19 protein-coding genes are annotated in these 25,407 nt (G+C 45.7%); 9 read left to right on the top strand and 10 right to left on the bottom strand.

Going from position 1 to position 25,407, the window contains the following annotated elements; genetic code table 11:
- Nucleotides 1-37 precede the first annotated feature (37 nt).
- Nucleotides 38-2,932, top strand: coding sequence for a sensor histidine kinase (locus GWR21_RS09975; protein ID WP_162331596.1), 2,895 nt, complete (start codon nt 38-40; stop codon nt 2,930-2,932).
- Nucleotides 2,929-3,690 (top strand): LytR/AlgR family response regulator transcription factor, encoded by a 762-nt coding sequence (locus tag GWR21_RS09970; protein ID WP_072363242.1) that lies wholly within the window; start codon nt 2,929-2,931, stop codon nt 3,688-3,690. Before GWR21_RS09975 ends, GWR21_RS09970 begins: the two co-directional genes overlap by 4 nt.
- 149 nt (nt 3,691-3,839) lie before the next feature.
- On the opposite strand, the gene GWR21_RS09965 is transcribed toward GWR21_RS09970, so the two are convergent.
- Both GWR21_RS09965 and GWR21_RS09960 read right to left on the bottom strand, forming a co-directional pair.
- A complete protein-coding gene (locus tag GWR21_RS09965) occupies nt 3,840-5,378 on the bottom strand; it encodes a trypsin-like peptidase domain-containing protein (RefSeq protein ID WP_162331595.1) in 1,539 nt (512 codons plus the stop codon).
- A gap of 323 nt (nt 5,379-5,701) precedes the next feature.
- Nucleotides 5,702-6,694: an acyl-CoA reductase gene (locus GWR21_RS09960; protein WP_162331594.1), complete on the bottom strand. Its 993-nt coding sequence runs from the start codon at nt 6,692-6,694 to the stop codon at nt 5,702-5,704.
- A 92-nt stretch (nt 6,695-6,786) separates the two neighbouring features.
- On the opposite strand from GWR21_RS09960, the gene GWR21_RS09955 reads away from it, so the two are divergent.
- The 5 genes from GWR21_RS09955 to GWR21_RS09935 all read left to right on the top strand — a co-directional run bounded on the left by GWR21_RS09955 (nt 6,787) and on the right by GWR21_RS09935 (nt 11,520).
- The gene (locus GWR21_RS09955; protein WP_162331593.1) at nt 6,787-7,134 is read left to right on the top strand and encodes a 4Fe-4S dicluster domain-containing protein; all 348 of its coding nucleotides are present in this window, start codon (nt 6,787-6,789) and stop codon (nt 7,132-7,134) included.
- A gap of 179 nt (nt 7,135-7,313) precedes the next feature.
- The gene (locus GWR21_RS09950; RefSeq protein WP_162331592.1) at nt 7,314-8,303 is read left to right on the top strand and encodes a D-alanine--D-alanine ligase; all 990 of its coding nucleotides are present in this window, start codon (nt 7,314-7,316) and stop codon (nt 8,301-8,303) included.
- A 36-nt stretch (nt 8,304-8,339) separates the two neighbouring features.
- A complete protein-coding gene (locus GWR21_RS09945; protein ID WP_162331591.1) occupies nt 8,340-9,155 on the top strand; it encodes a PASTA domain-containing protein in 816 nt (271 codons plus the stop codon).
- Between the two features lie 59 nt (nt 9,156-9,214).
- Nucleotides 9,215-9,523, top strand: coding sequence for a rhodanese-like domain-containing protein (locus tag GWR21_RS09940; RefSeq protein WP_162331590.1), 309 nt, complete (start codon nt 9,215-9,217; stop codon nt 9,521-9,523).
- A gap of 365 nt (nt 9,524-9,888) precedes the next feature.
- On the top strand, nt 9,889-11,520 hold the full coding sequence (locus GWR21_RS09935) for an FAD-dependent oxidoreductase (protein ID WP_162331589.1): 1,632 nt from the start codon (nt 9,889-9,891) through the stop codon (nt 11,518-11,520).
- Here GWR21_RS09935 and GWR21_RS09930 read toward each other — a convergent pair.
- The 7 genes from GWR21_RS09930 to GWR21_RS09900 all read right to left on the bottom strand — a co-directional run bounded on the left by GWR21_RS09930 (nt 11,515) and on the right by GWR21_RS09900 (nt 18,780).
- Nucleotides 11,515-12,714 (bottom strand): hypothetical protein, encoded by a 1,200-nt coding sequence (locus GWR21_RS09930; RefSeq protein ID WP_162331588.1) that lies wholly within the window; start codon nt 12,712-12,714, stop codon nt 11,515-11,517. The genes GWR21_RS09935 and GWR21_RS09930 overlap by 6 nt on opposite strands.
- 42 nt (nt 12,715-12,756) lie before the next feature.
- On the bottom strand, nt 12,757-13,605 hold the full coding sequence (locus GWR21_RS09925; RefSeq protein ID WP_162331587.1) for a type 1 glutamine amidotransferase: 849 nt from the start codon (nt 13,603-13,605) through the stop codon (nt 12,757-12,759).
- A 17-nt stretch (nt 13,606-13,622) separates the two neighbouring features.
- Nucleotides 13,623-14,723, bottom strand: a complete 1,101-nt coding sequence (locus GWR21_RS09920; protein ID WP_162331586.1) for a carboxylate-amine ligase — start codon at nt 14,721-14,723, stop codon at nt 13,623-13,625.
- Nucleotides 14,724-14,999: 276 nt separating this feature from the next.
- A complete protein-coding gene (locus GWR21_RS09915) occupies nt 15,000-16,115 on the bottom strand; it encodes an ATP-grasp domain-containing protein (RefSeq protein ID WP_162331585.1) in 1,116 nt (371 codons plus the stop codon).
- A gap of 83 nt (nt 16,116-16,198) precedes the next feature.
- Nucleotides 16,199-16,906 carry an alpha/beta fold hydrolase gene (locus GWR21_RS09910; RefSeq protein ID WP_162331584.1) on the bottom strand — a complete coding sequence of 236 codons (708 nt, stop codon included), beginning with the start codon at nt 16,904-16,906 and terminating at the stop codon, nt 16,199-16,201.
- Between the two features lie 146 nt (nt 16,907-17,052).
- Nucleotides 17,053-17,892, bottom strand: coding sequence for a hypothetical protein (locus tag GWR21_RS09905; protein ID WP_162331583.1), 840 nt, complete (start codon nt 17,890-17,892; stop codon nt 17,053-17,055).
- A 15-nt stretch (nt 17,893-17,907) separates the two neighbouring features.
- Nucleotides 17,908-18,780 (bottom strand): hypothetical protein, encoded by an 873-nt coding sequence (locus GWR21_RS09900; RefSeq protein WP_162331582.1) that lies wholly within the window; start codon nt 18,778-18,780, stop codon nt 17,908-17,910.
- A 359-nt stretch (nt 18,781-19,139) separates the two neighbouring features.
- Here GWR21_RS09900 and GWR21_RS09895 point away from each other — a divergent pair, with 359 nt between their 5' ends.
- Entirely contained in the window at nt 19,140-20,339 is a 1,200-nt protein-coding gene (locus GWR21_RS09895) for a M12 family metallopeptidase (RefSeq protein WP_162331581.1), read from the top strand.
- Nucleotides 20,340-20,430: 91 nt separating this feature from the next.
- Here GWR21_RS09895 and GWR21_RS09890 read toward each other — a convergent pair whose 3' ends face one another.
- A complete protein-coding gene (locus tag GWR21_RS09890; RefSeq protein WP_162331580.1) occupies nt 20,431-23,733 on the bottom strand; it encodes a TonB-dependent receptor in 3,303 nt (1,100 codons plus the stop codon).
- A gap of 369 nt (nt 23,734-24,102) precedes the next feature.
- Here GWR21_RS09890 and GWR21_RS09885 point away from each other — a divergent pair, with 369 nt between their 5' ends.
- A complete protein-coding gene (locus tag GWR21_RS09885) occupies nt 24,103-25,305 on the top strand; it encodes a bifunctional 3,4-dihydroxy-2-butanone-4-phosphate synthase/GTP cyclohydrolase II (protein WP_162331579.1) in 1,203 nt (400 codons plus the stop codon).
- Nucleotides 25,306-25,407: the final 102 nt, after the last annotated feature.

The raw sequence follows: 25,407 nt of genomic DNA, 5'->3' as shown, positions 1-25,407 counted from the left end.
CTTGATGCCTAAGGTCCGTTATATATTCTTGTGGTGGATGTTAATGGTTCTGAGCACAGGTTCTAATGCTGTCGCTCAGGGGCTCATGGTCCGTAATTATAACGTAAAGGATGGTCTCGCCAACGCAACTGTTTACGCTGCCGTTCAGGACAAGGAAGGATTTATCTGGTTTGCTACGCCTACCGGCGTCAGTAAATTTGACGGCAAGCGCTTTCGCAACTACTCTAAAAAAGACGGCCTTACCGACAATGACGTCGTAAAACTCTCCGCCGATTCAAAAGGGCGCGTCTGGTTCTCTACTTTGAACGGATTACCCTCTTTCTTCTGGAATTACACCATCCATACCGGTAAGAATGATTCCTCCCTGCATGTCGATACCCGCGGCCAGTACATGCAGTTCATGTTTGAAGATTATGCCGGCTTTATCTGGTTCCTTAATTCGGATAACAGGATCATCCAGTACAGCGGCAGAAAGACCACCTACGATAAACTGGGCGCCAAGCCTACTGACCTTTTTTACTTCCTTCGTAACGATACCATTTTCAAACCCCTGCAGCCATACTTTAATATGGCCAGTCTGAAAGATGTCAATAATCCCGATCAAAAGATCGTTTATAACTGCCCGTTTCCGCTGACCAGCCCAGTCATACAACGGATACGTAAAAATCCGGTGATCGTTATCGATAACAATCTCTTTACCTACAGTAAACAGGAAGCGCTCTGCTTTTTCAATGGTAACGACTGGGGGATCCGTGATGAGATCAGCAACCTCTGTATCGACAACGATAACCTCTGGATCGGAACACCCAGATCGCTCTATTTTCTGAAAGACTTTTTCAAAGGCGCCAGAAATCCGGTCCGGTTATTACAGAACCACTACATCACGTCCCTGCTCAGAGACCACGATGGTAATATCTGGATCACAACTTTCGGTGATGGTGTTTACAATATCCCCTACAAGAACTTTTACTTCAATTATCTCGACAATACCAACGGACTGTATTCCCACTCCATCTTCAGTATTGCCAGAGATCCGAAGACGGGCACCTTGCTCGTTGGACAGAACGCGGGTGTGCTTAACACCATTGATAGTAATAACCGCATCCGTCAGTTCAATCTGGATACCACCAGTGGCAGGAACAGTATCCTCAGCATACTGCCATACAAGCAAAATGAAATGCTGATCGGTGCTGACAATGGATTGTTCACGTTCAATACTGTGCAGCAAAAAGCTTCCCTGCTGAAACGGATCAAGACATTGAAAGATGTAGATATTAGCCCTAACGGAAAGATCCGGGTGGTCACCAAAGACCAGGTGATCTGTGACGACTATAGTGTGGGCATAGAAGATGATCTGATCACATCTATTGCCAGTATCAACGACTCCGCTTATTACGTAGGCACCAACGCCGGATTATTCTATGGCAATGATGCGCTTCGTACATTACGCATACCCGGCACTGATTCCGCTCTCCATAAAAGCGTGAAAGACCTGAAATGGATTGACGGCAATCTCTGGATCGGAACCAGTGATGATGGTATTTATGTACTGCGGAATAATACGGTGATCAGACACCTGAGCACCGCCGATAAACTGGTCAGTGACATCTGCCAGCAGTTATACTATGATGGCCTGGACCGGCTGTATGTCTCTACGAATAAGGGGGTATCTGTTATAGACGTCAACACACAAAGCCTGATCCGCAATATTACTTCGAATGAAGGACTGATGAGTGATGATACCCGTGGTGTATATTACCAGCAGGGTATCCTGTATATCGCTACTTCCAATGGCCTGAGCTATTTCCACGACGATAAGATGCCAATGGACACCGTTCCTCCGGCTATTTACCTGAACCATGTACGTTACGGCGACAGTACTTACCTGCCAGGTAAGAAGTTTGTGCTGATGTATCAGCGGAAGGCATCCTTTGAAGTGGAATTCGGCGCTATCGCCTATGACCTGCCTGACCTGGTAGAGTACCAATATAACTTTTCCAGTGATACTTCCAGTGGCTGGATCTCGACGATGTCGAATATCGTGCCCTTCCCTGACTTGCAGCCAGACACCTATCAGCTGCAGATCAGGGCCAGAAAATACAGAAGTAACTGGAGCCAGCCGGTCCTGATCTCAGTGACGATACTGCCGCGCTGGTACCAGCAGTGGTGGGCAAGGGGTATCGTGATACTCCTGGGGCTGACGCTGGTTGCTTTCATCCTGCGGGATGTGATCCGGAGGATCCAGCGGGCAGAAATGCGCAAGACCGAATACAACAGGAGGATCGCCGAACTGGAAGCCAAAGCGCTTACCAACCAGATGAACCCTCACTTTATCTTCAATTCCCTGAATTCAGTGCAACACCTGATCATGGAAAAAGAAGAGAAGCAGGCACTGAACTTCCTGGCTGATTTTGCCACCCTGATGCGGCAGATGCTGAATAATTCCCGGAAATCGCATATTTCCCTGGAGGAAGAGATCGCCTTTCTGACCCGGTACATTGAACTGGAGAAGATCCGCTTTGCCAATGTGTTCACTTACCAGTTTGTATTACAGGATGACCTGAAAGATTATACGATATATATCCCTCCGATGATCATCCAGCCGATCGTGGAAAATGCTATCAAGCATGGACTGGCGCCTAAAAACGGCAGCGGCAGACTGGAGGTGAAACTTGTACTCCGGGAGGATATGTTATACTGTTCCGTGGAAGATGACGGCATAGGCTGGGACCGCGCAAATGAGATCAAAAGCGGCCGCCTGGTAAAGCATGAATCCACTGCTCTGAGCGTGATTAGAGAACGGTTGCAGATTATAAAATCTTTTAATGGAAATGTTGGAAAGTTGGAAATAATTGATAAATTTAAGTCTGGTTTCGGCAATAAGGAGGGTACCCTGGTTGAAATACTGATTCCCATTGTTAAGATGTTATGAGTAATATTAAAGCTGCGATCGTAGACGACGAAGTCCGCAACATCCATATTTTGCGAAATATTCTGGAGAATTACTGTAAAGATGTTACGGTAGTGGGAGAGGCGCAGAACATTCATGACGCGGCGGAAATGCTTAAGAATACCCAGATCGACGTCTTGTTTCTGGATATTGAAATGCCGCCTCATAATGGTTTCCAACTATTGGAAATGTTCCCTGTCCTGAACTTCGAAGTCATTTTCATTACAGCATTCCAGGAATATGCATTACAGGCGATCAAATTCGCCGCCTTAGACTATCTGCTCAAACCTATCAAGGTTAGTGAGGTGGAAGATGCTTTGGAAAAAGTAAAGAAAAGCAAAAAAGGACGCCTCAATGAACTTGCGTCTATCCTGAAGGACTACGTTAAAAATAATGATAACGCTTTCTCTAAGATAGTTATTCCGGTAAATGACGGCTACAATGTGATTGACCTGAAAGACATTATCTATTGTGAAGCCTTCGATAGCTACACCAAAATACAGCTGATCAACAACGTGTCTCACCTCATCTCCAAATCATTGAAAGAGTATGAAGAGATGCTGTCCGATAAAGGTTTCTATCGCGTACACAAATCCTTCCTTATCAATATTCACCACATTGTAAAGATCATCAAAGGTCTGGGTACAGCCGTGGTAATGAGCGATCAGAAAAACATTCCTATTTCTTCCCGTAAGAAAGATGAGTTTTTCGCACAATTGAAAGGTGTGATCAACCTGTAAAATTAATAAGGACTTATTATCTCACTCAATAAAGGCGCTGTAATGGCGTCTATTGGCATTTATAGCGGCGCCGCAGGGTGCTGAAAAAAAGATAGTCCCGGCATCTCACCGGGACTATCCATCCTTAACCTATAAACCTATATGAAATCCTAAAACTCTTGTCCGTTAGCCAGATCGATATTGTAGTAGTATACACCATTCAGTTCAGGGTATACACCTTCCAGCTGTACTTTTTTCTCTTTATCCAGTACCTTTTTCAGGTCTTCTATTGATGCTATCGGCTGACTGCCCGCTTTCAAGATGATAAAGCTCCTCTTCATATTCGTCTGTTTTTTCAGTATGCCGCTGCTGATGTTATCTACATATACACCACCACGTACACCTACTCTTGCTGCTTCCGCTTTATTGAGTGTGTAAAGGTCAGCACCCAGTGCATCCAGTACGCTGCTCTTTACGATATCGGTTGTTCCATCTGCGTTTTTCAGTACGGTAGACTGTGTGTATGCCTTGCCGTCACGGATATAGCTGATGCTGATCTTGTCACCTGGTTTATAACGTGCGATCTGCTCTGTCATCTGTGGGATGGAAGGCGTTTGTACACCATTGATACCAGTGATGATATCTCCTTTCTTAATACCTGCAGCTGCTGCAGAACCAGTTTCTACCACACCTGTTACCGCTACACCATTGATATCTCTTCTGATTCCTGCCTCTTCCCATCTTTCTTCCGGAATACTGGTAGGATCCTGATAATAGATACCCAGGTAGGCACGTTGTACGTTACCATACTTCATCAGGTCATTCACTACCTTCTTCACCAGGTTCACCGGAATAGCGTAGGAGTATCCTGCGTAAGCGCCGGTAGGAGAAGCGATGGCTGAGTTGATACCGATCAATTCACCAGCTGTATTGATCAATGCGCCACCACTATTACCCTGGTTCACTGCGGCATCTGTTTGGATGAAGGATTCGATGGCATTTTTTCTTACCTGTTTGTTGATACCGATCGTGCGCGCTTTCGCACTCACAATACCAGCCGTAACAGTAGTTTCCAGGTTTAACGGATAACCTACCGCCAGTACCCACTGACCGATCTCCACATCATCAGAATTACCATACAGCAGATAAGGAAGATTCTTTGCATCGATCTTGATCACTGCGAGGTCTGTGTTTGGATCAGTACCAATCACTTTCGCCTTATATGTCTTGTAGTCATTCAGCGTTACTGCTATTTCATCTGCATCATCTACCACGTGGTTATTGGTAATGATGTAACCATCATCAGAGATCAGGACACCTGAACCGGAAGCCATCTGGCCGGGGATGTAATACTTACGGCCACCGCCTTCTCCCTGGAACTCATCTCCGAAGAAATCATCTCCGAAAAGGTCCTGCAATACGCTTCTCCTCCGCTGCAGGTTGTTAGTCACCTGCTTCGGATTGATCTTCGTCTTAATATGGACTACACCTGGAACAGCGATTTTTGCTGCCTGGCTGAAATCAGTTGGTGGTGTCGCGCTTTTAGTGCTCGCGCCAGGCATGTAGCTGGCATAATTAACAGGGATATCCTGAGATCCATTTTGATAGGGGCCCGTCTGCCGGGGTTGGTACCTGCTGTACACATAGAGGCTGGCAACAGCAGTTGCCGCGCTGATAAGAACAGTTGCCGCAATTTGCCCGAATTTCATATGTTTCGTTGTTTAATTTTTTGAAAGTTTTGTATAAGGAATGAATAACAATTTACATGCCTTGTCGTACAAATTTAAGGGGTGCACCAGTCAATGTGTTTAACTCCGTTTACTTTAACACATTTTTATATGAATAGTTAATATGATCTTAACGCCGGGGCTGACAAATTGTTGTTTTTCATGACAAGATTATGTCTGTTATCTCTCAGATCAGTCATATTTGCAGTAGCTGTTCCCGTATAGTGTCACAGGACACGGCTGGAATAAATACGGGCAGCTTTCCGGTAGAGAAGGCTGCCCGTACAGGTATGAAAGTAGTAGGGTTATAAACCTGTCAGGAACTGCATGGTGTCCACACCGTCCGCATAATCGGACAAATCAGGATGCTGCGCACTGCCGAAAGGCGTGAAGCCATGTCCTACGATACATTGCAGGTCATTGCTGGCTTTCAGTTCTTCTGCCAATACGTTCTTATCCGCATAATGGCTATAATGCAGCACACTGAGTGGAGAGAAGAAGGATGGCGACTGCTGCAGGATGATATTGTCATTGGCCATATACATCGAGCCATTGAGCAGGATCAGCGCCAGGTTATAATCGTAGTTATTCTTGTATTTGTGATGGTCCGCCAGGTGTGCGTATTTACGCAGGCCTTTGATCAGTGCTTCAAAATTGTATTCATCAGGTACGAATATCTTGGTCACATTCCTGCATCCCAGACCGAAATACAACATCACATCATCTGCCAGCGCTTCCAGTTCCTCCGGTGTTTCAGTGCCGTCCAGAATGGCAACAGACGTACGGTTACGACGGATGATATGCGGATACTGTGCAAAGTAATATTCGAAATAACGTGCGGAGTTGTTACTGCCGGTCGCAATATAGGCATCACAATTCTTCAGCATATCCTGTACAAGGGTCTGCTGTGCATACTCCGGATACCATTCCCTCATCTTATCAATGACATGCTGCATCAACACGGTATCTTTGGAAGACAGCTTCAGGCGTACCTGATGGCCGCTCAGGAAGCCGCACAGCCAGTCATGGAAGCCTACCAGCGGAATATTGCCGGCTGCTACTATCCCGACTGAACGGGGAGTAGAAGCGCCTGACGGATAACCGGCCAGCCAGCTGTTAAGCCGGGCTTCGTCCAGATAATAACGGCAAATATTTTGCAGAGATAAATCTATAAACTCGTGGGTGAACCAGCCGTTAGCCTGAAATGCCCGGTCTTTCACAGCCTGTAACGCAGGATCGTTCCCTGACAGGTATTGACCTAAGCGCACTAAGGCTGCTACTTTTTCTGTACTGCTCATGAATCTGTATAAATAATTAACTTTTTAAACCTAGATATTCTATTTTTGTCTGCAAAATTAATGGCTTACTACTTAAACAAAAAGTTTATACTATGGCAATCAAGATAACAGACGAATGTATTAATTGCGGTGCTTGTGAACCTGAATGCCCAAATAACGCTATTTATGAGGGTGGCGTTGAGTGGGCGATGGCTGACGGTACTTCCATTAAGGGCCAGTACGTGATGATGGACGGTTCCTCTCTGGATGCTGACCAGCGTAACGCGCCAATTGCTGTAGACAATTATTACATCGTACCTAACAAATGTACAGAATGCCAGGGCTTCCATGAAGAGCCTCAGTGTGCGGCAGTATGTCCTGTTGACTGTTGCGTTCCGGACGAAATGTACCAGGAGACAGTAGATCAGCTGCTGGCTAAGAAGGAAAAATTACATATGTAATATCATATATAGGAAGCATAAGGAACTACCCGGTAACTGGTCATCGATAATCATCGGCACGCATACCGGCACCTGAAGGGAAGAAAGGATCAAAACTTTCTTCCCTTTTCTTTTAGCCTAAAAAAAATGCACATCCACTATTTTTCTATTAACTTTATCCGCTTATTATTAAATTATATATGAAAAAGAACATCGCCCTGGTAGCCGGTGGATACTCCGGTGAATATGTAATTTCCGTTAAAAGTGCAGCCGTAATAGAGAAACACCTTGACAGCAGCAAGTATAATGTGTATAAGATCTCTGTTACCCACGATGGATGGAACTACACAGGTCCTGATGGTCAGCTGATCGCGGTAGACAAAAACGATTTCACCCTGACGATCAGTGGGAACAAGATCATCTTTGATGCTGTTTTCATAGGTATACATGGTACGCCAGGTGAAGACGGTCGTCTGCAGGGGTATTTTGAAATGCTCGGCATTCCGTTCACCAGCTGTGGCATGGTCACTTCTGCACTGACATTCAATAAAAGCTACTGTAACAAGGTGGTGGCCTCCCTGGGCGTTGTAAATGTTTCAAAATCAGTACATATCTTCAAAGATCAACCTTTCGATACCAATGCCATCCTGCAGGAACTGGCGCTGCCTGTGTTCGTAAAGCCCGCAGAAGGTGGCAGCAGCATCGGTATGTCTAAAGTGAATACTGCGGAAGAACTGGCGCCAGCTATTGAAAAAGCCTTCAATGAAGACGTACAGATCCTGATAGAAGAGTTTGTGAAAGGTAGAGAGATCACCTGTGGTCTGTATAAATCCAACGGACAATTTACCGTTCTGCCGGTTACTGAGATCATCAGCAGCAAAGAGTTTTTTGACTATGAAGCGAAATATACCCCAGGTATATCCAGGGAAGTAACGCCTGCGGAGGCACCGGATGAAGTGGTTGCCCTGATCCAGGAAACCGCTAAAAAACTGTATAATAAGCTGAATTGCCGTGGTATTGTCAGAATGGACTTCATCTGGGAAGAGGCGAAGAATCGTCTGTTCTTCCTGGAAGTAAACACGATGCCGGGACAATCGGAAAACAGCATCGTTCCTCAGCAGGTAAGAGCTGCCGGTATGACCCTGCAGGAGTTTTACGGCACATTAATTGAAGAATGCCTGAGGAAATAACTGGCCTGAGTTCATTTTAACGTTAAAATATAATCTGTGTTCAATTCAATCACTAAACGCTCCTTCGGCATTAACCTGTTGGTAGCCATAGGGATATTTGCCGTTCTGGGGCTACTTTTCTTTGCTTTACTGGGAGTGATCACAAAGCATGGAGATACCCTTACCGTACCTGACGTTTACAAGAAAAATATACAGGAAGCCACTATGATCCTCGAAAAAGAAGGATTTGGTGTGGACGTAAGAGATTCTATTTATGTGGATAGTCTGCCCGGACTCGCTGTATGGGAGCAAACGCCTGCCAGAGGTTCCGTTGTGAAAGTAGGTCGTACTATCTACCTGACTGTTAATAAGGTAATTCCGCCAATGGTACAGATGCCGGACCTGACCGGTCTCACCTTCCGGAGTGCCGAGATGACCCTGCACAGTCTCCGCCTGAATGTGGGTGATACCATTTACAAGCCGGACTTTGCTACCAACACCGTCCTCCAGCAGCTGCTGAACGGTAAGCCTGTAAAAGCAGGCAGGGACATTCCTGAAGGTAGCAATATCACCCTTGTTCTCAGCAGTGGTACCGGTAATACTGAGAACCCTGCTCCGGACCTGGTCGGTATGACCTATCTGGAAGCCAGAGAAACACTGAGTGCCAGCAACCTCGGCCTGGGTACCGTGATCATCGACCCTTCCGTGACCGATACCGCGAATGCATTTGTAGTGAAGCAGATCCCGATGCGTAAGAACAGCCTGAACGAACTGAATATGGTGCGTGCCGGGGAAAGTATAGATATCTGGCTTTCCGCTACCCGCCCTTCAAAAGATAGTGCTGCTGTCGCACCGCCTGTAGAGGAACGCTAAGTGTTCGGGTAATACCTTAATATTGCTTTACAAATCAAAAACCTTTAAAAATAACAGCCATGGAAAATATAAGCGCAGCAGAAGTGAAACAGCGCCTCGATAACGGTGAAACGCTGAACCTCGTGGACGTAAGAGAACCGCACGAACACGAAGATTTCAATATCGGTGGTAAACTGGTACCATTGGGAGACATCCGTGCCATGCAGGTAGATGAGCTGGAATCACTGAAAGACCAGGAAGTGATCATGTATTGCCGCAGCGGTGGCCGTAGCGGACAGGCAGCCATGATCCTGGAAACTATGGGCTTCTCCAATGTCAAGAACCTGACTGGCGGCATGCTGGCCTGGCAGGATCAGTTCGGTAAATAATCCCGTCAGATAATATTATAGAACAAAGCCTTCCGGCGCGTACTCCGCTTTTCGCGGAACTACTGCCCGGAAGGCTTTTTTATTCCCATAACCTATTCACATTTAACTTAATACAACCCCTCCTTTTTATGTGATGGCAGGCTGCTGATCAGCATACGCTCTTATCACCATAAGGTTACTTCAAGGTCACCTCAAGGGCACTTCAATATCCCCGGGATATTGAAGTGCCCTTGAGGTGACCTTATAGTGACGTATTAATACCCATTTAGTAAGCTTATCGGTTGATGTATGTATGCTGAATGAAAAAATATAAAAGCGAATCATTATTTTTGACCGGCTCCATTGCCTAAAACCCATCCACGAGTATGAAACGTTCACTCCTGACATGCCTTTGCTGCCTTTCACTGCTTACCACCATCTTTGCCCAGACCACTGCTGAAGCTGATATTGTCATTTACGGAGGTACGTCTGCCGCTGTTACGGCTGCGGTACAGGCCGTTCGTCTGAAAAAGTCGGTCATCGTCGTTTCGCCTGATACCCATCTGGGTGGATTGTCTTCCGGCGGACTCGGTTTCACAGACACAGGTAACAAAGAAGTGATCGGCGGACTGGCACGGGAATTCTACCATCGTATTTACCAGCAATACCAGTTGCCCGGCACCTGGCAATGGCAGGAGCAATCCGCTTATGGCAATAAAGGTCAGGGTACCCCGGCTATTGATGGGGCTGAGCGTACCATGTGGATCTTTGAGCCGCATGTAGCAGAGAAGGTTTTCGAAGACTTCGTGAAAGAATACAGGATCACGGTCTACCGTAATGAATGGCTGGACAGGGATAATGGCATCAGCAAAAAGGGAAACCGTATCACGGCGATCAAAACCCTGAGCGGAAAGACCGTGCGTGGTAAAATGTTCATAGATGCGACCTATGAAGGAGACCTGATGGCGGCTGCCGGTGTGCCTTATCGTATAGGAAGAGAGGCGGTCAGTGATTATAATGAGCAATGGGCGGGCATACAAACAGATGTATTCCAGCACGGCCACCATTTTAAAACACCTGTCAGTGCCTATCGGACCCCGGGCGACCCTTCCAGCGGATTATTACCCTTTATCTCAGATCAGCCGCCAGGTGAGAAAGGTGCCGGAGACAAGCGGATACAGGCTTATTGCTTCCGGTTATGCCTCACAGACCTACCTGCCAATCGCATTCCTTTTGAACGGCCGGAAGGGTATGATTCGACCAGGTATGCCTTGCTGTCACGCGTGCTCGCCACCGGCTGGAATGAGGTGTTCAATAAATTTGATCCTATCCCCAATCATAAAACAGATGTTAATAACCACGGACCTTTCAGCATGGATTATATCGGGATGAACTATGACTATCCGGATGCCTCTTATGAAAGAAGAAAAGCTATCATTGCAGATCATACATTATATCAGAAAGGATTACTGTATTTTCTTGCGACTGACACACAAGTACCGGAACCCATCCGTAGCCGGATGAGCAAATGGGGGCTGGCAGCAGATGAATTTAAAGGTACAGGTAACTGGCCGCATCAGCTCTATATCCGCGAAGCGAGACGGATGAAAGGGTGGGGGACTATGACGGAAAATGAAGTATTAGGCAGGGCTCCGGTAAATGACCCTGTAGGAATGGGGTCTTATACCCTGGATTCTCATAACACACAGCGATATGTCAAAGAAGATGGTACTGTGCAGAATGAAGGAGATATCGGAGTGGAAATACCAACGCCCTATCGCATCAGCTACCGTTCCATTATACCGCAGCAGGCCGATTGTGAGAACCTGCTGGTACCGGTTTGTTTGTCCTGCACACATATTGCCTATGGTTCGGTGAGAATGGAACCAGTGTTTATGATACTCGGACAAAGTGCTGCTACCGCTGCTGCACAGGCGATTGACAGTAAAAGAGCATTGCAGCAGATCAGCTATGAGCGTTTGAAAGCACAGTTACTGAAAGATAAACAGCGTTTATAACGCCTCTTCGAAGAAGGCACAGCTACCGCCGGTCCAGCGCTGTGGTTGACCCTGTGTTACACCTATCATTTTGCTTTTACTGATCCTGGCAAGATTGTGTACAAGTAATGGCGCAGGGCTGTTATCAGGCCATACGTACATCATTCGTATTTCACAATACGCAGGGCCTTCAGGTGTTTCTATTGCCGGCGCGTACTGCACTTTATGTTGCAGTATCCAGTTCTCCGGATCGGTGATCTTATCGATATCTGCCAGCGTAACATCTATTAATACGCCTTGTCCTGCGAAGGAGAATAATGGCTTCAGTACATAATTTTCCAGGTCAGATGGTATAACAGGTAGTTCATTCAGGAACCAGCTTTTAGGGGCATATTCACTGTGTATGAAAGGCAGGATATACTTACTGATACGGTAAAACCAGTTTGGGTGTGTGATCCATTCCACATCCAGGTCCTGGAACAGGTTGACGTGTTTATCCAGCTTGTCCTGCTGCCTGTGCAGATCATCAAATATCACGCGGTTGTACATGCGTCTGATCTGAATTTTTCTGCCGTTATTTTCGTAGTACAGTTTCTTTCCTTCCTGTATCAGTTCTGTGATACAAACAGGTTTGATGCCCAGTTTCCGTTCTGTATAATAGAAATCGATCCTTGTTTTCTGTTCATCGGGCTTTACTTCCAGTAGTATCACTTCTTCCGGTTGATAATGACCCACAATCACTTCTTTCAGCAGCTGAAAGTAACTGTCCCCATTGAATCCGTTAAAGAAATTATCTACCGTATCAGGAATGCTGAAATGTGTTTTGAACTGCCGGGCCATCAGTTCCTGGAAGGCATATAACGAAGGAAATCCCTGTAGTTCTATTAGTCTGGGCGTGAGCGTTCCATCATCATCACGGCATACTGCAAAGTCGATGACCATGAAATGCGGATGATCATTTTCATGTGGTACTTTGAGATGGTGAGGGATGGCATCGCGCGTCAGTTCTTTAAAGTCGGGACGCATGATCACGGCGATGATCTCATCACATGCCTGCTTTAATTGCGCGGTCAGTTGTGCCGGAATGAACACAGGCGTTTCCGCTACTTTGAATACAGCGGCTTCACCTGCTTCCGAAGCCATGCCATCAAGGAAGTCCTGGTATTGCTGATGCGTGAACTGATGGTTATATGCGGTGCGTATGGAAGGGATCATAATTGTTAATTGAAGTCCAAAGGCCGGTACAAAAAGACACGCTTACACTTCAATATTATTGCCTGAAACGGACTGTTTAAAAATAGCATTATTGAGAAATGCGGGAATAAATTCATCATGGGTCAGCATGATCTTGTCGGGATCGGAGAGCTGTTCCAGCATGCTGTAATATTTCTCTGCACCATAGTTGGTGATCACCTGGTTCTTTTTTTCCTGCTGCATCAGATACATGCGCATACCCGTGGCATCGGCTTCGGGGTGGAACTGTGTTCCTATGCAGTAGTCGCTGAAGCGGATCGCCATCGTGGCTCTTTCCAGTGGGACATGTGGCCTTTCTTTTTCAATGGCGAGCACCTGTGCGCCAGTTGCGGTCAGTTGCTGCTGATCCAGCTCTATGACCTGCCAGTTACGGCTGTCGACAATGAAATATGGTTCCGGCAGTTCACTGAACACCAGTTCGCCTTCGCCTGCTGAAGTTTTATGTACGGGGAATACGCCGAATGCGGGCGACCGGCGCCGGCATACATTGCCTAACTTCAGGTGCCGGCACATCAGCTGAAAACTGTGACAGATCAGCAATATCTGTTTCTTATCTGCAGCGGTTTGATTCCACTGTCTGAGATCGTGCATCAGCTGGAAATAACGGGCTTCCCATTCGCTGCCTTCACTGTCCAGGGGACTGCCAGGGCCGCCGGTAGAGATGTAGATATCGTAGGAGAGATCTGGGATCTGTTGCGCTATCCGGACTTCATACTCATGAAATACCATGTCCAGCTGATGCTTTTCTGCATAACCGGTCAATATTTCTCTGATGCACCGCATGCCCTCATTGGGTACCTGCTCGTACATATCCAGGACGGCAACTTTCCACTGCTGCTTATTCGGACTCATACTGCAAAGGTACAGGTTTAGCAGTCTTTGAGAAAGCTCTCTGTGATGAAGTCTGTAACAGATACGAGATCATTGCTCCCGGCGAAGACTTTCAGCTGCTGGTCAGCACCGGTACCGCGCTCCAGGATATCCAGGGTACGCTGCACATAGTGGCGGCTGCCCAGATCATCAACGACATCGTCAACGAAGTCGAGCAGTTCATGGATCAGGGCTCTGGCGTTGACTTCCTGTTCTTTACCGAAGTCTATGAGGTTACCATCAATGCCATAGCGGGAGGCACGCCATTTATTTTCATTGACCAGTGCGCGGTTGTAGATGATGAAGTTCAGGTTCTGCATCCGCAGTTTATAGATCTTTGCACAAACGGCCTGGAACAGTGCGGCGACCGTACAGGTTTCATCTACGGTTAACGGCACGTCACAGATGCGAAATTCCACGGTATTGAAGAAAGGGTGTACACGCAGGTCCCACCATACTTTCTTGGGATTGTCGATACAATTGGTTTTCACCAGTAGCTGAATATACCTGTCGTATTCTTCAATACTGGCGAAGTAGTCGGGGATGCCCGTGCGGGGGAATTTATCAAAGACTTTCGTGCGATAGGATTTGAACCCGGTATTACGGCCTTCCCAGAAAGGGGAGTTTGTACTCAGGGCAAACACATGCGGAAGGAAATAACGTACGGAATTGGCGATATGAAGGGCCATTTCCCTGTTTTCCATGCCCACGTGCACGTGTAGTCCGAAGATGAGATTGGAGCGGGCGGCATCCTGCATTTCAGTCACGATCTCGAAGTAACGGGGATGATCTGTGATATGCTGCAGCTGCCATTTGGAGAAGGGGTGAGTGCCGGAAGCACCTATGCTGAAACCCAGTTCACCTGCGATGTTGGCAATGGTTTTACGCAGCATGGATACGTCCTCACGAGCTTCATCTATATTGGCACATATCTGTGTACCAACTTCGACCACCGCCTGGTGAAACTCGGCTTTTACTTTATCTCTGAGCACCCTGTGGGCCTGTTCTACGATCTTTTGTTCATGGGAACGGAGTTCTCTGGTTTCAGGGTCCATAACCATGTATTCCTCTTCAATACCGAGGGTGAAGTTGTTGAGCATGAAAATTTAATTAGGAATTAGGAATTAAAGATCAGGAACTGAACATAACTGTTCTGCACATTCACATGATGGTTCCCTTTTTAATTCCTCTTCCCAAAGTTATTCTTTCTTTTTGGTCTTTGAGCAACGTGCTCTTTTATGCTATTTAATTTTCGGCAGTGTACGACTTAATGAGTGTATGGGGACATATAAACAATTAGGAACCAGGATTTTAATATACACCTTTGTGATACGCAATTCCTGATTCCTAATTCCTGGTTCCTGATTTTTTATGTCTTATTTCTCTTCCTTCTTCTTGGCAGTCTTCTTCACCGTCGTCTTTTTCGCCGGTGTTTCTTTTTCTTCTTTCGGCTCTTTCAATGCCATAGTATCTTTTGGTGGTTTGGCGGGAGAAATGGCAGTTGGCTTTTTAGCGGCCGCTTTCTTTGCACCAGGTACGATAGCTGTTTGCTGACCGTGAACAGCCTGTTGCAGGAAATTGCCCCAGGTAAGGTTGTCAGTACCTTCCGTTTGCTGTTGTGCACGTTGGATGGCATAGATAGCAGCTGTTTCCACCACCCACTCAAAGTTCTCTGTACCGATCACTTTTTCATTGGTTTCAGGTGCCGGGTTCCAGAAGTCGATCACATAAGGAACGCCGTTACGGATAGCGATTTCCACCGAATTAAAATCATACCCGAGGTATTGATTCAGGCGGGCTACCTGGTCGGCGATGGTATTCAGCAGGGTACTGTCACCACTATCTTCTGTGAGATAGCGCTGATTTTCCGGCTGATAAGGATCATAAGGGATCACACGGACATATCTGCCACCTATACAATAGCAGCGGTAGTAAGATTCGTATTTGATCTCTTCCTGTAGCATCATGACCAGTTGTCCTGTACGCGCATGTTGTGCAAAGAACTCCTCACGGTCATGTATTTTATACACATGTTTCCAGCCTCCGCCATTGTAAGGCTTCATGTAGGCAGGGAAACCGATATGTTCGAAGATAGCGTCCCAGTTGAAGGGGTATACCAGGTTTCTGAAAGACTGGTCGGTAGTGTTGAGTGGCAGGTCTCTGGAGGGGATGAGCGCTGTTTTGGGTACTTTTACGCCGGTGCGGTGGGCGAGTTCATTATTAACGAACTTATCGTCCGCGCTCCACCAGAAAGGGTTGTTGATCACTGCTGCTCCGTCCAGGGCCGCCTGTTTCAACCAGGTGCGATAGAAGGGAACGTCCTGTGAGATACGGTCAAGGATGACAGCATAGCCGGAAGGGGTACCTTGTATCACTTTGTCAATGGATATTGCTTCTGCTGTGATTCCGTCTACCTGTTTATCATTCACACGATCAATAAAAGCCTGAGGAAAGCCGTTTTCCTGGCCGAAAAGGAGTCCTATTTTTTTCATCTGTAATGAGTTTTACTGTTTGGTTATCCGTCGTTTACAACAGCCGCCGATGAAAAACAATATTCGCGCCAACAGTCGGGGCACTATTTGATGAGGGACAGGTAGTAAGGCAGCATTTCCAGCCAGGTAGGCCAGTCGTGTGTCTTATTGGGCCTTACGTCCAGCCAGTGCATAATGCCCTTTTGCTGCAGGATGCCGGACATGGTCTCATTCTGGCTACGGGTAATGTCTTGTTCTGCCACACCCAGGATGATCCCCATGCGCCATAATGCTTCATGCGGGTTCTCAGGCATAAAATCGACAGGGTTATTAAAATATACATTGTCGTCATAATGGCCATTCAGCCTGGACCTCACGTCAAACACGCCACTGAGGCTGAACAGGTAGGAAACCCGCTCGGGGTAACGGAAGGCAAAGTTAGCGGCATGATATCCGCCAAAGCTGCAACCTGCTACTGCAATACGCTGTATGCCTGTTTCTTCGGTCACCTTTTCCAGCACTTCATGCCGAAGCAGCTGATCGTATCTCACATGATGGAGGGCTCTTTCTGCGGGATTTACATGTATGTTATACCAGCTTTGGGCGTCAACAGAGTCGGGGCAGTAAATTCTGATCAGCTGATTGTCAACAAACCATTGCAGCGCCTGGATCAGTCCTCTTTCCTTATGCTCGTAATGCCTTCCCATAGAAGTTGGGAAGAGGATCAGCGGATAGCCCTCATCTCCGTATACCAGCATCTCAAATTCATGGCCCAGGTGCGGCGAATGCCATTTGTAATGTTGTTCCAGCATCGTTATAAATATAATGAAAAAAAGTTAACCGCCCCTGCCTGAAGAATTGATGTTGTCAGGACTTGCATAAAAAAGAAAGCGCCCGCCATTGGCGGACGCTTTCCCTGACTTAATATATTGGGTGCAGGTTAAAGCGGACAGGATCACTACAGGTCCAGTATCTTATACACCATTTGGTAGTGCGTATTGACATTGGATGTCAGATTGCCGGCAACGGTCATCTTTTTATTCTCATCCCTGGCAGTTGGCCTATTGGCTGCATCATAGGTATACACATTGGTGTAGGTCACTATGGTATCGCCTTTCGGATATCTGATCGTTTTTGTCAGTACATTATTGGCGGAGGACCAGCCTGCATTTTCTTCCTGGTTCAGGATGAAATGGGAAAAGGAACTACCGAGGTAGTTGGGTCTGTCATCATAGGTATATGTAGTAACAGTCACATCTTTGCTTTCTACATTGCGGTAGACAGGTGTAGAATAACGGGTGGTTACATTGCCTTTAGCATCTCTTTCCAGTACATCTTTCCTGGTAAGCAGGAAGGGAGCAACAATGCCGTCTATTTTATAATGATATACCGCAATGACGCGCCCTGCATTATCATAGCCCAGGCTATCATAACCATCCACCAGGCTGCTATAGTAGGAATACAGTCTGATCTTACGCATGCTACCTGATGTATCGTATTCCATCTGCTTGGCTATTCTGCCAAAGCTCAACTGGTCTTCAGAGGCGTAAGTGAAAGAAATCCTGCCGGTAGAGTCGAACCTGATCATTTCAGAATGATAGTTCTCGGGGTTATTATTCAGGTCTTTTACAGTGACACCCACCACTCTTTTATGTTTATCGTAGTCATAAGACACATCATATCCACTTTCGGTATTATTCATACCAGAAAATACTTTTTCTCCTTGCAGGCCTTCGTTTTTGCTGCATGCCGATAGTAACAAAGTAAATGTAAGTGTAGCGAGTAGAAGTCTAATCATGGGCAAGTATTCTTATTAATCCAGATTCTGATATTTGACAGCATATTTTGATGATTGATTATACACCTCAACGCCGGCATAAATGGTTTTTCTGGTGCGTCGTATTTTGGAAGGATATTTATCACTGTCGTAAGTGTATACGTTCGTGATAGTTACCACGGAGTCACCTGCAGGGTAATAGGTTTCCTCTGTCACAGGATTGTTAACAGACGACCAGGTAATACCATCTTTCAGATCAAACAGGTAAAGTCCTCCTGGTTGATGCATCATTGCTTTTGCATCATCATAGGTGTAGACAGTTGTACTGAGTGTATCCGTTTCTCTTCCACCTGCCATTGCCAGCATATGCCGGGCAATGACGTTATCCTTGTTATCTCTTACCACCACATCCTTGCTGTAGAAGGAAAAAGCCGAAGGACCGGTTTTTCTGCTATGGTAAATAGCGGACAGCAGTACTTTATCTGTTTCGCCAGCATACACCAGACTATCATAGCTCAGTTTCTCTCCGGTAGTAGGGGAGACCTGGTTGATGGTGAGCAGCTGGCCGGACTGATTGTAAGTGTAGGTGCTTGTCAGCAGAAGGATAGAAGCATCTGCCGCTGTATTGGCATTTACTTTAGCGATCCTTGTATCGTAGTTGCCGGAGGAATCATATGCGGGAGCCTGCCTCAGGTAGAAGCTTTCTCTTGTATTACTCTGGACAAAATAGTTGATGAAGGTGTTGGAATAACTGAGAATGGTGAACTCGCCAAGATCGTCTTCATTGAAGATCAGGGTCATAGCTTTATTGTCGTGGACTTCAAGGGACGTTTCAGCAGGTTGCCCGTCCTTCTTGCAGGATAAAAACAGGGTGGCAAATAATACTGCTGGCAGCATGAGTCTCCTCATAGGTAAAAGGGTACAGTTTAAGATAATGATTATGCTTTTAAAGGCAAATCATTGGCAAATATATATGTATTTTTTTATGTGTGTATGGGGTGTTGGGGGAATTTCGGGTTAATTTTTGTTTAGTGGAGAGTTCTTAAAGGTAAGTGACTCAGAGTGAGGGAATAATGGGGGTGAATACATGTTGTACATTTTTGTGCTAGTTGTAGTCAGTCATACTAATAATGGTTAGAAAATCCTATATTTGTGGTAGATCCCATTAGGCGAATTGTTTGTAGATGCCCAACCTATGTTCACCTGATATTTATTTAATCAATAATCAAAGTTAAAAAATGGTTTGCAACCCTATTAAGCGAAGCGCATTGCTTTTAGCGCTTACTATTGTTTGTTTTATAGCTTGTAGAAAGCAGGATACTTTATCCCAGTCACAACACCCGGGCACTGCTCCGGAAAAGAGATGTGAGTGTGAGAATGAAGTCGCATTTAAAGACATTCCCGGAGAGGTCGTTTATTTAAAGGATAAGAAGGGCGATGTGAAAGTGACGCTTGTCAAGAAGAATGATAAATACATTCTTGGAGGAGACATTGTATATTCCCAGGAACAGGTGGATCGTTTACAAAGGCAGATAGATAATAGTGACAGCACTGGCAGGACAGGGCAATCTTACATTGCCAAGTTCTGGCCTAACCGCGTTGTTTACTACACGATTAACCCCAGCTTGCCTAATCAGGCCAGGGTGACAGAAGCAATTACGCATTGGCAAACTGTTACCAATCTTACGTTTGTCCAAAGAACGAATCAGGCTAATTATATAGAGTTCTTTGAGGGTGATGGTTGTTATTCAAACTCGGTAGGTATGATGGGTGGACGTCAGGTAATTTCTATGGGAGCAGATTGTACAAAAGGAAATGCCATACATGAAATCGGCCATGCGATTGGTTTTTATCATGAGCAAATGCGTGAGGACAGGGATAACTATATTGTAGTGAAGGGCGGTAATATTCAGGATGGAGCGGAGCCTCAATTCTACAAATACTACTCCCAGGCAGGCTTGCCTGGATTTCAGATTGGCACCTTTGATTTTGGTTCAGTCATGCTGTATGGTTCAAATTCATTCTCTAAAAATGGTCAGCCGACCATAACCCGGTTAGATGGGTCGACTTTCACGGTGCAGCGGACCGGATTGTCAATCGGAGATATTGAAACATATAACTATATGTACAATCGTCCGGGTTTTCTTAGAGACCGCGATAATTATCAATATAACTCCGGCAGCGATTGGTATGAATACACGTATGATGTTTACGTTGCTGTTTATTCAGATCTGACGTTTACAACCCCTCAGCCACAGAGTGTACCATGGAAAATACGTGTTAAAAAAACGACTGTTTGGAGTAATGCTACGTCGCCTATTATTGATTATTATGATATTACAGTACCGGCAGGAACGAGTAGATTGAAGATTGGGCAGGATCTCTACAGAGTAGAATATATAAGTGGTAACAACTATACTTATGAAGAGTTCTGGCAGGTTGATCAATATATTCCATCTAAGCCTTAATCATAAAGTCTGGATAGAACAGGGCATCTAAATAGCGAAGGGCTAAAAAGTGTTTAACTTTTTAGCCCTTCGCTATTCACTTCAGTTCCGGTTATCTAAATATATAACGGAGACCGAGCTGACCCTGCCAACGAGCAGACTGTAAACCGAAATCATCGATTGTTGCTACAGTTTTGCCATCATTCTTAGCAGGCGATTTGAAGTTAAATGTTGGAGTAGTTCCATCAGATGCGAAACCGGTAAAGTCAATCAGACCGTAGTTGTTGTAACTCATACCTGAACGGGTAGTATACATACGACCCCAGTTATTATTGAGCATGTTACCCAGGTTGAATACGTCGAAGGAGACTTGTAACGTATGACGTTTCCCATTTTTCTGGGTGATGTAAATATCCTGTGCTATGTGCAGGTCAAAAATGTGTGTGAACGGAGTTCTCAAACCGTTCTTTTCCGCATATTTACCTCTGTTTTTGCTCAGATATTTGTCGTTATTGATGAATGCATCCAGCGCAGCCCATTGTTGTTCAGGAGTAACAACCACATCTACGTTATTAACCTTGGTAGTATAAGATACCAGATTGATCTCAGATGCGGTTTTTGGGATGTATATCAGGTTCAGGCCTCTGTCGCTGGAACCGTTATTGTCTCCTACGATGTTGTAGTTACCATTATCTCTGTAACCGTAACCAAATCTTTCACCGGATTGACCAGTGTAATATAAGCTAACAGTAGTACCGAAATGTTTCAGGTATTCTTTTTTATAGGTAACGGAAGCAATGATTCTTGAACCGAGGTCAAAAATAGAATTACCCAGGTCTATATCGTTACGACCTCTGATGTTAGGAACTCTCCACTGAGACGAGTTCTGAGAAGACTGGCCATCGTTGATGCTCTTGGAACGACCGTAAGTATAGGCAGCCATTGCATTGAAACCACTATGGAAGGTCTTCTGCAACTGAGCAGTCAGGTTGTAAGAATAACCTTTACTGGTATTATCCGCATACATGATGTCCGTATAGTTACCCAATGCTGCTTTACCAGCATTTTTCCAGATAGGACGGTTATCAGCACCGTTACCTGTTACAGTTTTACCTGATGGAACATATGACAGGTTATAGTATACAACGTTGTTGATATTCTTTGTGTAGATAGCTTCTAAGCTACCGATCATACCCCAAGGTAATTTCTGATCAACAGCGATGCTGGTCCTGAATACCTGAGGGAATTTGAAATCCTTCGCAAACATATCGATCTTTCCAGACGGAGAAGTGGTGATACTTGGCTGTGCAAACGGATCTGAAATGAAAGGGATAGGGTTGTTGGTACCGCCCGTAGCTTTTGTGGAGTCATAGTTAAGTCTCATACCACCTAATGTAACACCATTGTTGTTGTAGATACCACCTAACCATACATATGGAATACGGCTGGTGAAAATACCTGCACCACCACGGATCTGTGTGGTTTGGTCTCCTTTCACGTCCCAGTTAAACGCAAAACGTGGTGACAAAAGTAGCTTAGCATCAGGTTTAACACCTGTCTGAGCACCTTTGATATCCCATTTGCCGGCAGCGATTACCTGAGGCAGGACGTTTGTATTAAAGTCTGTATTTACAGCAGGGTCAGTCAGCAGCATAGGCAGGTCAGCACGAACACCCAGAGACAAACGTAAACGGTCATTTACCTGGTAATCATCCTGCGCGTACAGGCCGAGTTGTAATGCTTTAAATTTAGCCGCACCATTGGTGTTATCTCCGGTTGTTTTATCTACAGCAGAGAATGAACGATTGTACTGGGTAGGAGATTTGCCCTGCATGAAGTCATCCAGCGTAGCGAAAGTATAAGAACCATAGTTCTGACCAATAAACACATTAGTCATATTATAGAACTCGTTGCTAGTACCAAGGGAGATCGTATGCTTTCCTCTGTATAATTCCAGGTTATCAGTCAGTGTCAGTACGTCCTGTTTCAGCAGGTTCGCTGCAGAAAATTCTTCAGTACCAAAGCTGATCGCTTCTCTTGTGATAAACACAGATGTATATGGTGAACCAGTAATGCCACGGTCGTCTCTAACAAAGTTTGCACCCAGTAATAATGAGTTTGACGCTCTGTTACCAAACTGACTTTTCAATTCAGCAGTAGTTGCGTTAGTGGTAGAAGGGAAGGAAATTCCTTTGTTAGAAAAAGTAATAGAGGTTGCACTGGATTTGCCTGGACTCAGGCTTTCACCGTGAGTATACTGGTGGCGGATAGTGAATTTGTGATGGTCGTTGATATTCCAGTCAATCCTTGCGAAAAATTTACGGCCATCCAGCGTGTTTTCAGTGTTTTCATAACCACCTGGGTCATAACCATCTGCACGCAGTTTCGCCTGAAGCGCATCCAGTTGTGCCTGAGACGCTGGTGTAGGACGACCGTTTAGGTAAGTCTCATATGCGAAAGGCTGTGGACGGTTTTCTTTCTGCCACTCAGCGTTGATAAAGTAGAATAATTTATTCTTGATGATTGGACCACCTAAACGTGCACCGTATGTTTTGGAAGAGAAGTCAGCGAGTTTAGTACGTTTTGCTTCGTCTTTAGTCGGCGTTTTGCCTGCCAGACTTTCATTACGTACAAAGTAGTAAGCAGAACCTTCTACCTCGTTAGTACCGCTTTTGGTTACCGCGTTGATCGCGCCACCAGCGAAACCGCCCTGTTTTACGTCAAAAGGAGATACGTTGATGTTGAACTGGTCAATGATGTCAATGCTGAAAGGAGAAATGCCGATCTGACCACCATTGGTACCATTTTCTGCCAGACCGAATACGTCATTCTGTACCGCGCCATCTACGAAAGTTGCGTTGTACTTGTTACTGGTACCGGCAATAGAGATCGTCTGGTTACCGCTACCGTCTTTAGTCAATTTGGCTTGAGGCGTTAAACGTACGAAATCAGTCAGGTTCCTACCTACAGAAGGCAGGGCTTCCACCTGCGTGCGGTTCAGGGTAGTCTGCGCACCCTTACGACTGGAACTGAACACAGTACTTCTCTGTCCAACCACGGTCACTTCTTTAATGTCTCTGGCTTTTTCGCCAAGGCTGATGTTTAATCTGAACGGCTGACCCAGTGCAAGGAATATGTCGCTCTGAGTAAATTCAGTGTAACCGATAAAACTAGCAGTTACTTTGTAGGGACCGCCAACGTTCATGTTGGGAATACGATAGAAACCTTCCGCATCGGTCGTTGTTCCGTACTTGGTACCTGAGGGCTGATGGATCACAACAACAGTAGCCCCGGGCAACGCTTCCTTCGAGGGGCCGATAATCTTACCAGTCATGCTACTGGTCGTTACCTGCGCAAACGAAGTAATTGTGCTGAACAGAACAATGAATGTAAATAGTAGTCTTCTAAATCCCATATAAGAGCAGTTTGATTTATGATGCAAAGGTGATAAATAAATTTTTACAGAATTTAACTTGAAATTAACAAATTGTTAAGCGATTGACCTTATTTCGGTTAGACGATACAATTTTGGATAGTTGTTTGTTTAAACAGGCTTTTAATCGAGTTTGTTCAACAAATCGCCCCGGAATTTCTAAAAGATCGAATGGTAATCTTTTACATACCTAAATGAAGGCAGCGCACGCTTCAAAATCTGCCATTTTGGCTACTTTACACTGATATGTATATAATAATATATGTATTGGCTTACCTTTTGGTAACCAGAAAGCAGGGGAACAGTTCTTATTTTCCCATAACTTTGCACATTAATCTTTAATAAAGGTCTATGTTAGATACAATAGAATCAGCCATAGAAGATATCAGGAATGGTAAGCTGGTAATCGTGGTGGATGACGAGGATAGAGAGAACGAAGGGGATTTTATCACAGCAGCCAGGAATGTAACGCCAGAGATCATCAATTTCATGAGCCGTTATGGCCGTGGTTTAATATGTGCGCCGCTCGTGGAAGAACGCTGCGATGAGCTTAAGCTGGAAATGATGGTGCGCGATAATACTGCTTTACACCAGACGCCCTTTACCGTATCTGTTGACCTCCTCGGTCACGGCTGTACCACTGGCATCTCTGCCCACGACCGCGCCAAAACCATTCAGGCCCTGATAGACCCTAATACCCGTCCGGAAGAACTGGGTAAACCAGGTCACATCTTCCCCCTGAAAGCAAAAAGTGGTGGTGTACTCCGTCGTACCGGCCATACAGAAGCAACCATCGACCTGGCCAGACTGGCCGGATTCGAACCTGCTGGTGTACTGGTGGAGATCATGAACGAAGACGGTTCCATGGCCCGCCTCCCGGAACTGCGCGAAATAGCTACGAAGTTTGACCTGAAGCTCATCTCTATAAAAGACCTGATCGAGTACCGTCTCGAAAAGGAGACCCTGATCGAAGAACAGGTAAGTGTTCATATGCCAACAGAATATGGTGACTTTGAACTGGTTGCCTTTAAGCAGCTGAACTCCGGTGAAACTCATATGGCCCTTAAAAAGGGCAACTGGGAGAAAGGCGAACCGGTTCTGGTACGTATCCACTCGTCCTGCGTGACCGGTGATATCCTCCATTCCCTCCGCTGTGACTGTGGTGAACAGTTGCATAAAGCCATGGAAATGGTAGAGCGTGAAGGTAAAGGCCTGATCCTTTATATGAACCAGGAAGGCCGTGGTATCGGATTGCTCAATAAACTGAAAGCCTATAAGCTGCAGGAAGAAGGCCGCGACACCGTTCAGGCTAACCTGGAACTGGGCTTCAAAATGGACGAACGCGACTATGGTGTAGGAGCACAGATCCTGCGCCATATGAACATCTCCAAGATGCGCCTCATTACCAACAACCCTCGTAAAAGAGCCGGTCTGAAAGGGTACGGCCTGGAAATCGTGGAAAATGTAGCCATCGAGGTACATCCAAACCCTCATAACGAATTCTATCTCAAGACTAAAAGAGATAAGTTAGGACATGAGATCTTAAGAGGATAGTCGGGAAATCAGGAATCGGGAATTACGACTTCAGCTTTCTGCATATAAAATAAAAGGCGTCCACTTATAATGGACGCCTTTTATTTATTATGACATTGCATG

The organism is Chitinophaga agri (genome assembly GCF_010093065.1).
In the GTDB taxonomy this organism is placed as follows: domain Bacteria; phylum Bacteroidota; class Bacteroidia; order Chitinophagales; family Chitinophagaceae; genus Chitinophaga; species Chitinophaga agri.
Note: the sequence above shows the minus strand (reverse complement) of the source record. Positions and strands in the feature narration are given on the sequence as shown.